General features: G+C 33.4%; 10 protein-coding genes. All 10 read right to left on the reverse strand.

Features of this window, described 5'->3' with window-relative positions; all coding sequences use genetic code 11:
• The gene (locus tag MUO14_RS09075; protein ID WP_244754913.1) at positions 1–1,281 is read right to left on the reverse strand and encodes a nucleotide sugar dehydrogenase; all 1,281 of its coding nucleotides are present in this window, start codon (positions 1,279–1,281) and stop codon (positions 1–3) included.
• Positions 1,281–2,291: an NAD-dependent epimerase gene (locus MUO14_RS09080; protein ID WP_244754914.1), complete on the reverse strand. Its 1,011-nt coding sequence runs from the start codon at positions 2,289–2,291 to the stop codon at positions 1,281–1,283. The genes MUO14_RS09075 and MUO14_RS09080 overlap by 1 nt, the downstream gene beginning before the upstream one ends.
• 20 nt (positions 2,292–2,311) lie before the next feature.
• Positions 2,312–3,667, reverse strand: a complete 1,356-nt coding sequence (locus MUO14_RS09085; protein ID WP_244754915.1) for an acyl-CoA synthetase family protein — start codon at positions 3,665–3,667, stop codon at positions 2,312–2,314.
• Between the two features lie 13 nt (positions 3,668–3,680).
• Entirely contained in the window at positions 3,681–4,883 is a 1,203-nt protein-coding gene (locus MUO14_RS09090) for a glycosyltransferase (protein WP_244754916.1), read from the reverse strand.
• Positions 4,884–5,000: 117 nt separating this feature from the next.
• Positions 5,001–6,503, reverse strand: coding sequence for an O-antigen polysaccharide polymerase Wzy (gene wzy / locus MUO14_RS09095; RefSeq protein ID WP_244754917.1), 1,503 nt, complete (start codon positions 6,501–6,503; stop codon positions 5,001–5,003).
• A gap of 33 nt (positions 6,504–6,536) precedes the next feature.
• On the reverse strand, positions 6,537–7,670 hold the full coding sequence (locus tag MUO14_RS09100; RefSeq protein ID WP_244754918.1) for a glycosyltransferase family 1 protein: 1,134 nt from the start codon (positions 7,668–7,670) through the stop codon (positions 6,537–6,539).
• 612 nt (positions 7,671–8,282) lie between these two features.
• On the reverse strand, positions 8,283–9,545 hold the full coding sequence (locus MUO14_RS09105; RefSeq protein WP_244754919.1) for a lipopolysaccharide biosynthesis protein: 1,263 nt from the start codon (positions 9,543–9,545) through the stop codon (positions 8,283–8,285).
• Positions 9,546–9,572: 27 nt separating this feature from the next.
• Positions 9,573–11,075, reverse strand: a complete 1,503-nt coding sequence (locus tag MUO14_RS09110; RefSeq protein ID WP_244754920.1) for an asparagine synthase-related protein — start codon at positions 11,073–11,075, stop codon at positions 9,573–9,575.
• 109 nt (positions 11,076–11,184) lie between these two features.
• Positions 11,185–13,059 carry a polysaccharide biosynthesis protein gene (locus MUO14_RS09115; RefSeq protein WP_244754921.1) on the reverse strand — a complete coding sequence of 625 codons (1,875 nt, stop codon included), beginning with the start codon at positions 13,057–13,059 and terminating at the stop codon, positions 11,185–11,187.
• Between the two features lie 91 nt (positions 13,060–13,150).
• Positions 13,151–13,918: a tyrosine-protein phosphatase gene (locus MUO14_RS09120; RefSeq protein ID WP_244754922.1), complete on the reverse strand. Its 768-nt coding sequence runs from the start codon at positions 13,916–13,918 to the stop codon at positions 13,151–13,153.
• Positions 13,919–14,108: the final 190 nt, after the last annotated feature.

A 14,108-nucleotide genomic window follows, 5' to 3' on the forward strand; every position in this document is an offset into this window, starting at 1 on the left:
TTACAAGCGGCATAGCTCGATGTTTTTGGGGCGCGCTTCCTTTATTAGTTTACTTTTTACATCAAAAACTATACCTTTACCGTGTTTTAATAAATCATCAAACATTCCCCATCCCTCTTCTAGGTATTTTTCGTGGGGAACTGCAAAAACCACAGCATCCGCTGGCTTTAACTCTTTGTAAGATGTTAGATTTATTCCGTATTCCTCATATGCTTCTCCACTATCCGCATAAGCGTCTGTTATCTGTACATTTATATCAAAGTCTTCCAACTCCCTCACAATATCTATTACTCTAGTATTTCGCAAATCTGGAACATTTTCTTTAAATGTAAATCCTAGAACACTGACAGTGGAACCTTGAATCGGCATGTTTTTCTTAATCATTTGTTTTACTAAAGATGTTGAAATGTGTTTGCCTACATTATCGTTTGTTTTTCTACCTGCAAGAATTACTTCAGGATGATGCCCTATTTTTTGAGCTTTGTGTGTTAGATAATATGGGTCTACACCAATACAATGCCCACCCACTAATCCAGGTGAGAAGCTTAAGAAATTCCACTTTGTACCTGCAGCAGCTAGAACTTCTGATGTATCTATATCAAGTTTCTCAAAAATAACTGCTAGTTCGTTCATGAGCGAAATATTTAAGTCACGTTGCGTATTTTCGATAACTTTTGCAGCTTCAGCTACTTTTATCGAGCTTGCTTTGTGCACACCAGCTTTAACAACTGAACCGTAAACATTGGCTACAGTTTCAAGAACCTCATCGTTTTGTCCGGAAACAACCTTTGTTATCGTCGTAAATGTATGTTCCTTATCACCTGGATTAATTCTTTCAGGAGAATAGCCTACAAAGAAATCCTCACCACATTTCAAACCAGAGGTCTTTTCTAATACTGGGACACATTCTTCCTCTGTTGCACCCGGATAAACTGTAGATTCATAGACAACAATTGTATTACTTGTTAAATGTTTACCAATTGTTTCGGAAGCTTTTAGTAAAGGAGTTAAGTCAGGTTGTTTATTCTCCGTAATTGGTGTAGGAACAGCGACAATGATAAAGTTTGCTTTACTTAAATCATTGGGATTCGATGTAAAATTAACTGACGAACTTGTTAACTCATCCTGTTCTACTTCATTTGTTATATCAAAGCCTTGCTTTAAACCTTCTATTCGTTTTTCATCAATATCAAAACCGATTATATTTTGTTCCTTTCCAAAAGCAACTGCTACAGGTAACCCAACATAGCCCAGACCAACTACTGCGATTGTTTGTTTCATTATAATTTCACCTCGTAATACTTTATATACCAATCTATAAATTTATTTACTCCATCTTGGATTGACGTTTTTGGCACAAAATCAATATCTCTAAATAGATCCTCTACATTTGCGTAGGTCTCTGGCACATCTCCAGCTTGAAGAGGCAAGAAATTTTTCTTGGCCTTTTTATCTAATTTTTTTTCAATAGCTTCAATGAAATCCATTAAACGAACAGGACTGTTATTACCAATATTGTAAACTTTATATGGTGCATAACTTGACCCCGGATCTGGATCGTTTCCAGACCAATTCGGATTTGGCTGAGCTGGCTTCTTAGTCAACCTTGTAATACTTTCAACAATGTCACCTACATATGTGAAGTCACGCATCATATTACCATGATTAAACACATCAATTGATTCATCATTTATAATTGCTTTTGTAAATAAGAATAAAGCCATATCAGGCCGCCCCCAAGGACCATAAACAGTAAAGAATCTTAACCCAGTAGTCGGTATTCCATATAAATGACTATATGTATGCGCCATTAATTCATTAGACTTTTTAGTTGCTGCATATAAGCTTAATGGATGATCTATATTATCACTGGTTGAAAATGGTTTGGAAGTATTGGCTCCATATACAGAGCTTGATGAGGCAAAGATTAAATGCTCTACTTTATAATGACGACAAGCTTCTAATATATTTGTAAATCCAACAACATTTGAGTTTATATATGCGTGTGGATTTTCAAGACTGTACCTGACCCCTGCTTGGGCCGCAAGATTAATTACGACTTCAGGGTTAAATCTTTCAAAAGTTTTATTGATTGTTTTTAGATCTTCTAAATTAGTTCTTACCAAAGTGAAATTTTCACAAGTTAATTGTTTTAACCTATCTTCCTTTAATTGGGGATCATAATAATCATTTAGATTATCAACCCCTATTATATGATGTCCTTCGTTAAGTAACCGTTTTGATACATGAAAGCCAATGAATCCAGCAGAACCTGTAACTAAAATTTTCATAAATATCTCCTAACAATATGTTATTTATTTAAGTTATTTATTATAAACCTTGTCTTACCACTATTTTGAACTGGTATTTTATCTAAAAACCTTACTTCAAAATATAACTTTTCACCTAGTCTTTTTTGTAATTCCTTTATTATTATATTAGTGTGTTCTTCTTTATATAAGGTGTCATCCCTGACAACATTTACAATAATACGATCATATTCGTTCTGAACAAACTGTATATTTTTAACGGAATGCGGTAATTTTTTTACAGTATTTGCTATGTTAGGACTGTTTACTGCTCCACGTTCCTCAGAGTATAAGTAATCCATACTCCTTCCAATAATTCTCTTTATAATGGGGGTTTTTGCTCCACAACTACATATTCCCTCTTTAAACTCAACACTATCTCCTATTTTATATCTAATTAAAGGAGTACCACGTGTGGTAAAGCTTGTTACGTAAATTTCGCCAACATTACCTCTTACATTTACACTCTCAAAAACTCCTGTATCAATATTTAAATGTAATGATCCATACGGACATTCAGTAATAAACGGTGCCCCTTCTGAAGATGCATATTGATCTCTAACTATACTATTAAACGCTTTTTCAATTATCTTTTTATCTTCACTTAAAAGCGTTTCTGCATTTGGAAAGATTGCTATTGGTTTAAAAGTGAATTTAATATTATTTCTTAAAGCATATTTTGCAATTTGCAGGATAACAGACGGAAACCCATCTAACGAATGGGGTTTGAATTTATTCAAGGCTTTTATATAATATGGGATATTTTCTTCAGAAAGATGAAAGCTTGAAAAAAGCATTTGTTTTAGAGGAAGATTGTATCTCCAGAAAACCTTCTTCTTCTGTTTAAGTGGAACCATGGTTCTTCCTCCAAAACTTGCACGCTTCATTCCTTTCCTTATTCCGTGTTTCTCTTTAAAGTAATCTAAATACGCCATTCTTTCCTGCATGTCTCTATTTGTATAATAAACTGTTAAACTTTTTCCTGTTGTACCACCAGTCTGAGATTTTATCCCTCCTGACTTTGGTATAGATACAATTTCTTCTATGTTCTTACGGATATCTTCTTTTTCTAAAACAGGTATATCTTTAATTTCTTCAACACTTTTAAGAGGCAAGCTTCTGCTGCTGATCAATTTTGAATAATATACACTATTTTTTTTAGCGTAATCTAAAAATTTGTTTAATTGATCCAATTGATAACCATAATAGTCAAACTTCGGCTCAACCCTTTTTCTTAGTTCACCCATCTTATTTTTATAATACTTACTATACCTTTCCCGCTTTAATTTATATCCGTATAAGGATATTAATATGTTTTGTATAAATATTGGGGATAAATTATATAACTTTTCCTTCATAATGATCCCTCTTTCATAACTTCAATTTGTTCTCTGAGATAAATTTCCGAATAAAATTATCACGTTTTTGAGATAATTGGGGAATGGTATATTCTTTTACCTTATTTAAATTTATATATATCTGTTCTTCCATAGATTTTACTGAGTGTAATGCATTCTTTATACTTCTATTAAAAGATTTTTCGTCTAACGGGTTAAACAGATATTTTTCTTCTAATAACTCAGGTATTCCACCCCTAGTTGAACCGATTGCTAGACACCCTCTACTTAGTGCTTCGATTAAAGCTCTTGGTAAGCCTTCAGTAAGACTAGGGTGTATAAATAGATCTATACCATCTAACCACTTAAAGACCTCTTCACCACTAGACCTTGTTCCATCAAAGAAAACTTTAGATGTCATACCGGTCTCTCTAATTATTTCTTTAAAATTATTTTCATCACCTGCACCGAGGATATGAATTTCATAATCATTGAAATTGGCTAGTTTACTTATATACTCTATCGCCTTATCAAATCCTTTATATTTTGAATTCAAAGAACCAATCATGCCTATTTTTAATTTCCTATCCCCTATAGTTTTTATAGAATTAATTCTAGTATTTAAAATATCTTCATTATTAATATCATTGATATTAACATTAGAAATATTAACTTGATCACCCTTAGTAGGGTACCGCTCCTGTAAGTATTCTTTAGTAACGTAAATCGTATACTGCGAATTTTTTACAATCTTTTTAGTTTGATACATGCTTATTGGGGCATATACGTTGCCTTTAAAATCTCCATAAAACCGGTATGCATCATAAGGGCACCCCACTAATTCAATCAAATAAGGTATACCGTGATCAATAGCTACTGTTATTGCTAATTTACCAATTTCACTTGGGAGTCTTGCTATCAATGCATCTGATTTTTTTAATTCTCTATCAATTATGAGTTTTGCATTTCTCTTATTTATTACTTTCCCTTTAATACTACTTAAGTTAGGAAGACCTATGAAATTTGTATCAGGCCCACTGCTTACTGATAAAGAATTAATTATTTCTTTACTAGTATCGTTATAATTGATTCTCTCTCGCTCTCTACCTAATATAGTCATTTTATCAAAATGTTTTAAATACCTTTCCCAAACTGCATAGGGGAAAGCTCCTTTTGAATAGACATTTCCTATTGTATCTCTAATCATAGGGAAATCGTGAGCGAACAAAAGTTTCATATGCATATCACCCTCAATAATTTATTTATAGGAGTTAATACTACTGAAGTATTGCTATATAAAGAGTAATAGGTTAGGTATATAAAACATCCATAACAGTAGTAAATTAAGTTAATACTATATATCTTTATGAATACTAGTTTTCTCGCAGGTAGTTTTTCTTCGTAACGTAATGTGATTTATTGCTAGCAGTAGTAACAAATACACAGGGATAATATAATAGGTGACGTCTCTTACTATCCCTAAAAATTCGGCCCTAGGAGCAGTTAAGTTCATATAAAAAAATGATAAAATGATAAACAATTTAATATAATTACCTTTATCAAAGGTAGTAAACGTAAGAAGTTTTGCAAAAAGTATTCCCATTAAAATCATTATGGGGACAGGAAACCATCCAAAATTATAATATGCCTCAGCAGGAATTGAATATCCAGGCCCATAGTTCATATCCAAAATATTCATCAACCACTGAGCCAAAGCGCTATTTTGAGCACCTATATGCTGTCCCCCAAATATATTCGGAACTACAGTCGTTAGTGCAAAAAAGTAGGAAGAACCAAACTTAAATGGAGAAACCTCTGGTACTATATCCATTGTTTTCACAAGAGGAAACATACTATACCCAAAGGTCCCTATTGATTCAACTACAAAATTTGACTCTTCTTCCTTTGAATTTAAACTTATATTAGAAGTCAACTCAGAAATTGAAATAAGACCTTCAGTTCTCAAATCACCTATTATCGGAAATAATGTTAATAATGCAGTAACTAATACTAATATTTTAATGTATGACTTGAAGTTTACCTTTTTTCTTATATTAGTGTTAAACCATAAGACCATCAAAATAATAGTAGTTGGGATAGCTCTATCACCTAAAAGAAAATAACTAAATGAATACAATATCGCTATAAAATTAATTATATTTACAATTACTTTTTTATCTTTATAGCCGATTAACATTAATACTAACGAAATGATAAAGTAATCAGACATCATAGAGATAATCTTTGATATAATGTTTGAACTCGATGATCCCGATAAGGCACCATACCCCACTGAACTTGCTAACTGAAAATTATTAAACATGAAATAGATCGTTGGTAATAGTGTAAGGGAAAATAAAAGCAGCCCTACATTTCGGAATGCGAATATAGTATTAGTTTCTTGAAAATCATTCATTTTTTTACCCTTATTTTTACTAAAATACAGAGATATTAATCCACCTACAAAAAGTGAAGAAAAGCAAATTAAAGTATATATTTCTGCTTTTACAATACTTTCTAATGGGAGCCTTAAATATAGGTTTACACTTGGATCTTGATTAAATGAGAATAAAATTGGTTGTCCCATTGTAAATAGGATAAAAGAAATTAAGAACATTGAGAAAAGGTTAAAGGTAACTCCTGTTATTTTCCCCCAACAAATTACATAATAAATGGTTAAAAATATAGAAAAGTAGGCTAATACTTTAGAAATTAAAATAATATTTTCACTGCTTAGAAGTGATCTATACTCTAGAACATATAAATAGAAAATATATATTCCAAAAATAATAAATAAGTTTAAGAAGATATTTGCTAATAAATGTATTTGTCTTTGCTTCTGTTCAAGAGCATGCATTGCATCACCTCAATTATACATCCGTACTTTTTGTTAATGTAAATCGTATATAGTCATCAATACTTTGGACGCAGTGTTAACTTCATAACCACGGGAGGATATCTTATCTACAACCTGTTTTTCAGTAATATTTTTACTTGTTGCTGCCAATTTAATAGCGTCAACCCACTTTTCATAAGGTTCATTTAAATCTACGTAACTAGTTAGTCCCAATCCTAGATCTACCTCTTTAGTTACTGTTTCCGAAATCACACTAGGAACTTTTGCAGCTTGAGCTTCTACTATAACACCCGGAATTCCTTCATAGTATGAGGGAAGTAAAAATACGTCAAACATATTTAATATTTCTGGAATATCGGAGCGTTTCCCAAGAAAAAAAACATCCTTCTCTATTTTCAATTGAATTACTTTAGCCTTTATTTCATCCCTTAATTCTCCATCACCTACCAACACCAATTTTGCATTGGGGATACATTTTTTAATATTTGAAAAAAGTTCTATTAGAAAGTTATGGTTCTTAACCTTTCTAAAGCTCCCAACATGACCTACAACGAAGTTATTCGTGTTAATATCTATTTCTGCCTTTTTTTGTTCTTTATTTTCCGCACTAAGAGATAAATAGGGTGATAAATTAATAGCGTTAGGTAACAATTTAACACGTCCGGACTTCATTATTCTCTCACCAAACAAAAAGGAACCAGCCTTATAGCCACAGGCAACTAATTTATTTGAATTTGCCAGAATTAATAATCTTGATATAAAAAAGTATGTTCTTCTTAGTAAACCACTATTATTTCTATCAGAGGAAGTCCTTGCATGAGAAATTCTTAATTTGACTCCAGCTAATCTTGAAGCAAGAGAAATAATACCGGAATTATGTGATGTATGTGCGTGTGTTGCATAAAAGGGCCCTTTTTCTTTTATTAAATTCATAACACTTTTTATAAATCTAAATAATCCAACTTCTTTTGGAGGTTTAATCACAAAAATTCTACCTCCTAATTTTCTTATTTCCTCATTGTAGTAATGCTCCCCACCTTTTGTAGTTAAGAAGTCGAATTGTACTTCATTTTTATTAATTGTTCTGTATATTTCCATAGTTCTTGTTTCAGCGCCACCTTGATCCATTGCACCGAAAACATGTAGTACTCTTTTACAATTACTCACAAATGCTCACCAGTCTTTCGCTATTAAAACTAAGTAATTTAATTTCAGTTAAATAATGTTGTTAGTTTAAATTTGGTTTTTATACCAATATAATGTAAGTGCTCCAACCTAACCCATGAACATCCTAACAAAAGTTAGATTATATTCAAGGTTCCTTAAAACTAGTGGGAGACTATACATTCCATAGTTAATTTAAATTGCGCTTTAACTTTTGGGCATAATTTTTCTATGATGCTATATTAGATAAGGAACGTTCGATCTGTAATGTATTCATTGCATGCTCTACGAGATTCAGGGGTTAAGTGTACGACACTGGTGTAGTGAAACCCCTGGTGACCTTTATCTCTACAAAGTGTTATGCGAGTTGAACCTTTCATACCACTCAGAAATGGAATTTCACCCGTTAATATACGTTGTATAGATGCCCCTATTCGTTAACTATAATAACTCCTTTTTACTCGTTTAGAAAAGTATGATAACTAATAACATAACCACATTATTCATATTCTATATATTGCCATTAAATGGTGAATTATGAAGTATTATCACATTAGTTGCCTATTAGGCAAAATGTTCATATCCCATTTTTGACTTTTACAAATACCAATTTATTTACACTTTTGTTTTCGCAGTATCAGTCATTCCATTATTTATATTTTTTATTCCTTTTCTGAAGAGTTGAAAATAAAAAATCATTGATACTAATGTTGAGACTGCTAAAGCTAAGGGAGCACCTTTCAGTCCATACTTTCCTATAAAAAATATAGAAGTTATAGTAATTGACAATAATTTAATTAAATGGATTGGGAGTTGCATTGCAAAAATACGCATAGAGGTGACAGCTACTCCAAATGCACTTGTAATAAATGACAAAACTGAGACAATCATTATCCACCTAAATAACACGTAATGGTCGGCGTATTCTGAAGAATATACAATGGTCAAAATTTCCTCTCCCCAAAAATAAACAACCACAAACCCTAACAAACCAAATACTAAATTGATCGATAATGTTTTCTTAAATAATGATAGAAATTGATGTTTGTTCCCATTTGAGTAATATCTAGCTAATCTAGGGCTAACAGTTTGGTTTATTGAAGTAGTAAATTTACTCGCCCCTACTAAAACATATGAAATTGCACCAAAAATCCCTAGGGCTTCTAAACTTAATTGATTCTCTATTATATATCTTGGTAGGTTAGTATTTAATGATCCCAACATGGATACAAACCCAAGTGGAACAGAAACATAAAACAGCCTAGACAAGACCTTAAAATTAAAATGAAGAGTAAAATTTATATTATGTTTAAATAACTTTTTTATATCCCAAAGAATTAGAACCAGCAACCACGCTAAGGAAAGACCAATTATGGCTATCTGTAGACTTTTTGTAAAATAAAAAGAAAGAGAAAATAAAACGAAGCCTAAAACAGCCCGTAATATCAAGGATATAGCTATCTTATTCATATCTTCTATTTTTTGTAAAAACCCATAAACTATATCGTTCAAACCTTCAATTGCCTTACTGATAGCAATAAGAAAAATAATTAAACATAGTTGAATTGAATAGCCACTATAAAAAATAATAACTGTACACACTAGTAACCCAAATAACATAGCAAATAGTCTTAGGGAAAGAAAATCCTTAAATTCATTTTCATTATTAGCATCTGTGGCCTGTATTGCTCTTAGTTGTAGGTTAGAAAATATCATAATTGGTGCAGTTATTGCTAAACCTAATGTGTACATGCCGACTAATTCTTGGTTACCCAATTTCGTTAAGACTATTAGTAATAACCACTGAAACAGTGCAAAAACTATATTTGATGCAAACATCCATTTAAAATTAGTTTTTAGTGAAATACCCTTTTTCATATATCTTATCTTCCTTAAAATGGGCTTTTATCGTTTTCTCCCATTTTTTAGTTTTTCTTTTATCATGGTATAACCTTGAATCTTAGTTGATACAGTTATTGAATTTATTTTGTCTTTAGTGCTATACTTATAAACCTTTTGGTTACTCACGTTATTGTTCTTAAGAAAAATGGAAAATGCAGTAAGCCAACTGATTGTTGCATCTAACTTGTTCAGGTTTCCTGCGTAAGATTTAGGCCACAGTTTATAAATCCTGTCTAAGGATTTTTCATTAAAAATACCGATATTTGCTATTAAGTTTAAATCTAATTCAGATTCTATAAAACTTCTTAGTTCATTTCTTAACCAATCCCCGTATTGATGTGAGGAGGGCCTTCCGTTATCGACATTTATTTCTTCATTACTTCCAAATATCATACCGGTTCTAGCCCAAGGAATTAGAGAGATTTCGCCCGGTAACAATGGCAATATATGGCTATATAATATATCTGACCTTATTGAAAGGTCCAACCCCCATAAATACTGAACAACTTTAGGAGAAGTAAAGATCTGATACAAAGGCTTCCTCATTGCAATAATGCTCATTGCTGTAGTTAAATATCTTCTAGAGTGGTTCCTTTGGTATTCAGTTTCTCTATATTGGTATTCTTCACGCTTGTGTTTGTCTACAGAATCCCTATAACTCATAGATTCCCTTTTTATTTCTCCATAAAAATCCTGTACTAGTTTCTGTTTTAATAAACCTAACTTATTCGCGTTCCTATGAACAATAGGCGGTACCTCTTTGAGTGGAGTACCGTTATATTCTGCTCTCCCTAAAGTATCACCATAACTCCCTGCCAAGACAATATCACTATCTGTATCATTTCCAACAGCATTCATTGCATGTAAATTATATGGAAAAACTTCCGCTCCTACTTTTTGTACTAAATAAAAATTTTGTTTTAGAACATCTGAGTTCAGCGGAAAATGCTTATAATCCCAATTGTACTCTTCAGCTATTCTCTTTGCATACCACACATCTCTACTATCTGAAACTCCCCAATTATAAACAACTACATCCCCACTAAATTCCTTGTTAATTTGTGTCTCTTTTAATAAACCAGCCAAGATTCTACTATCCATTCCACCCGATAAAAGAATACCAACCCGTTTAGCATCAGCTATATAATTCAGTATTTCTTCATATAAAAGTTCTTTTAGGGTGACTGCTGCTATTTTAGGATCAATTAATTTTTTATCATGCGGTGGCAAGTCAAAGTAATCCCATTTATTTAATTTTTCATTATATCTTGATAACCATGGTGCGCGTTTAATAGATTTCACGAGGGTTTTATCACCTATAATATACCCCCTCATCAATATATCTATAATTGATTGTAGATCAAGTTCATAATCATCCATTGTGTTATCTAATAAAATCTCATTAAAGTTTAAACTAAAATTTGGATTCCGATTATTAGTTGAATAAAAGGGGTATTGACTTCCAATGTGGTCTTCTGTGTTTATCCAGCTAGGCCAGTTACTCATAATTTTATATCATTCTCTCCTTTTATTAATCAGTTTATTTTCATTTAAGGCATTAGAAATCCATTTCCCACTCTCAAGCACTTTTATATTATTAAGTACCACTATAGCTTCAAATGTTTTCAACCATTTTATTCTTAGATGTTAAACCATCACCCTTTAATTCTAGTAATCTAAAAACGCTGAACTTGATCTCTTCATTGGCAAGTGTATTCACTTCATAATTAATGAAATTATAAAGATCCGTAACGGGTAATTCATTGTTTACCCCTATATATATTTTAGGGAAAATCTGCTTAGGATGAACCTCATGCTCACCGAGAAGCTCCTCATACATCTTCTCACCAGGTCGTATCCCAGCGAACTCAATCCCAATCTCTTCCTCTCTAAAGCCAGAAAGAGATATAAGATTCCTTGCCAAGTCAACAATCTTCACTGGTTCTCCCATATCCAACACAAAGATCTCTCCCCCTCGAGCTAAGGTCCCCGCTTGTATCACTAACCTCGAAGCTTCAGGGATCGTCATGAAATAGCGTGTCATATCAGGATGGGTCACTGTCACAGGACCCCCGGATGCAATCTGTTTCTTAAACAGTGGGATTACACTACCACGACTCCCTAGCACATTACCAAATCGTACGGCTACAAACTTTGTCCGGCTCGTCTTACTTAATGATTGAACCACCATTTCAGCTACACGTTTGGTTGCTCCCATTACATTGGTTGGGTTAACGGCTTTATCAGAAGAGATAAGCACAAAGTTTTCTACTCCAGCCGTATCAGCTGCCTCTGCTACGTTCTTCGTACCAATAACATTATTTTTAACAGCTTCTTTCGGATTGAATTCCATTAAAGGTACATGCTTATGTGCTGCTGCATGATAAATGTAAGACGGTTGATATCCACTCACTATTTCAAAGATTCGATCACGATCTTGAACATCAGCGATCACTGTAAGAAGTTCTGTATCTATATCTAATTGTTTTAGTTCCATATGAATGGTATAAATGCTATTTTCTCCATGACCTAATAGTATCAGTTTATTCGGACCGAACTTCACGAGCTGACGGCAAATTTCCGAACCGATCGATCCACCTGCCCCCGTTACTAAAATTGTCTTTCCCTTGATTTCACTAGATATAGAATCAATGTCTAACTCGACTGGATCTCTTCCTAATAAGTCTTCGATGGAAACATCACGAATTTGATTGACGGATACATTCCCTAGTGCGATGTCCTCAATCATGGGCAGAGTTTGAACGTTTTTCACTACCTTTTGTGATTCCTGAATAATATGTTTAATACGATTGCGCTCAACCGAAGGCATTGCAATAACTATGTGATTGATTCCATATTTCTTTGAAAGCTCTTCAATTTTTTTCGTGCTCCCAAGCACAGGTAAGCCACTAATCGTCAAGTGGTGCATCGTGAAGTCGTCGTCGACAAAACCAACAATATTTGTATCCACTTCCATCGAGCCCTTCATTTGGCGTGCTAACATACGCCCCGCAGACCCTGCTCCTACGATAAGTGTTGTTTTCAAATTTGGATTATTTCTAACCAATTTGGTCTTCTTCCGTTTAGGATTCAATGTAAGCCCGTAAGTTTTATAGTACCTCCAAGCAAATCGAACCCCACCGATCAGTAATATATGTAGCATCCAAGTAATAATAAGAGCACGTTCATATATCATATTATAAGCTAAAGCTTGAATAGCCGCAGTCGATACAATGGATAAGGAAACGACTAACATTATACCGATAAGTTCTTCCATACTGGCATATCGCCACTTTTTCTTATACATGCCTAACATACTAGAGAAGAGATGATGTGTAAGCAGCAAAGTTAAAGCAGAAACAAACATCATCCAATCAAATGTAGCTACGTATGGATTTAGGAAAAAGTGGGACATATATATTGAGAAAGAGACAATAATAGAATCGATGATTATTAATAAAATCAATCTTTTTTTCAAAGCTGTAGTCATTTATTATTACACGCTCCTTTCAAAAAGTTATTATGTGGTGCTGATGCTGCAAAAGGAATTACTCTCCTGTGCACCTTCTTCATTCTATTAGTTAAAATAAACCTAAGAATTTTTTCCTTTTCACGTGCTGCGGTACATCCGAAGCCAATGCTTGCCCTTCGGCCACATACTCAGCATTTTCCACAAATAAATAAACCATGGAATGGCCATAGTTTTTCTGTAACTCCCCATATGCCTCTTTCATACAAAACCCTCTTGACGTGGTGTTGTGGGCATCAGATGCAATGAGGTGGGTTAGGTTGGCTTCTATTAACTGATGAGTGAATTTTTTAATGTTCTTACCGAATCTACCGCATAAGCTTGCTGCTGTGATTTGTGTGTAGGCGCCTTTTTTGACTAGGTTGTAGAGGGTGTCGGGATTCTGGATAATATGTCGATTACGTTCCGGGTGTACAATAATGGGCTGATATCCTTCTACCTGTATATCGAATAACAATTTACTAGCATATCTTGGAACAGTATCTGATGGGAACTCAACGAAGACATAGCTATCTTGTCCATTTAAGGTGAGGATTTCATCGTTCCTAATTCCTTCGATCATCTCGCCATGTATACGTGTTTCTTGTCCTGGTAGTACCGTTAATGGAATATCGTAGTTAGATAGATACCGATTGAGCTCAGCCACCTGGATCGTGATGTTATTCTTGTAGTTGTTGTACTTCCCGTTTTGATGGTGGGGGGTAGCAATAATGGTATCAATGCCGTCTGCTACTGCTGCTTCGGCCATCTTGATGCTTTCTTCTATGGATTGGGCACCGTCATCAACACCCGGGAGGATATGGCTATGAATGTCAATCAAGGTTTCGGCTCCTTTCGACTCATATGTATTAAAAATACACATTAAACTTTAATTTTAGTATAACAGGTTTTTCTTGTCTAATGAAGAGGAATTATTGGTTATATTTCCTAGTTTCATAGTAAAATTGGGTTAATATGCTTAGAAATCAAGGGATTTCACTAGCAAATTTTGTCGAAATATTTTTCTAGTT

It is taken from the genome of Halobacillus shinanisalinarum, assembly GCF_022919835.1.
Classification (GTDB): Bacteria; Bacillota; Bacilli; order Bacillales; family Halobacillaceae; genus Halobacillus_A; species Halobacillus_A shinanisalinarum.

Bases quoted from the DNA above. Each gene is read 5' to 3' on its own strand.
- MUO14_RS09115 (WP_244754921.1), bottom strand. From the start codon at position 13,059: ATGACTACAGCTTTGAAAAAAAGATTGATTTTATTAATAATCATCGAT.
- wzy (WP_244754917.1), bottom strand. From the start codon at position 6,503: ATGCATGCTCTTGAACAGAAGCAAAGACAAATACATTTATTAGCAAAT.
- MUO14_RS09110 (WP_244754920.1), bottom strand. From the start codon at position 11,075: ATGAGTAACTGGCCTAGCTGGATAAACACAGAAGACCACATTGGAAGT.
- MUO14_RS09090 (WP_244754916.1), bottom strand. From the start codon at position 4,883: ATGAAACTTTTGTTCGCTCACGATTTCCCTATGATTAGAGATACAATA.
- MUO14_RS09080 (WP_244754914.1), bottom strand. From the start codon at position 2,291: ATGAAAATTTTAGTTACAGGTTCTGCTGGATTCATTGGCTTTCATGTA.
- MUO14_RS09105 (WP_244754919.1), bottom strand. From the start codon at position 9,545: ATGAAAAAGGGTATTTCACTAAAAACTAATTTTAAATGGATGTTTGCA.
- MUO14_RS09075 (WP_244754913.1), bottom strand. From the start codon at position 1,281: ATGAAACAAACAATCGCAGTAGTTGGTCTGGGCTATGTTGGGTTACCT.
- MUO14_RS09085 (WP_244754915.1), bottom strand. From the start codon at position 3,667: ATGAAGGAAAAGTTATATAATTTATCCCCAATATTTATACAAAACATA.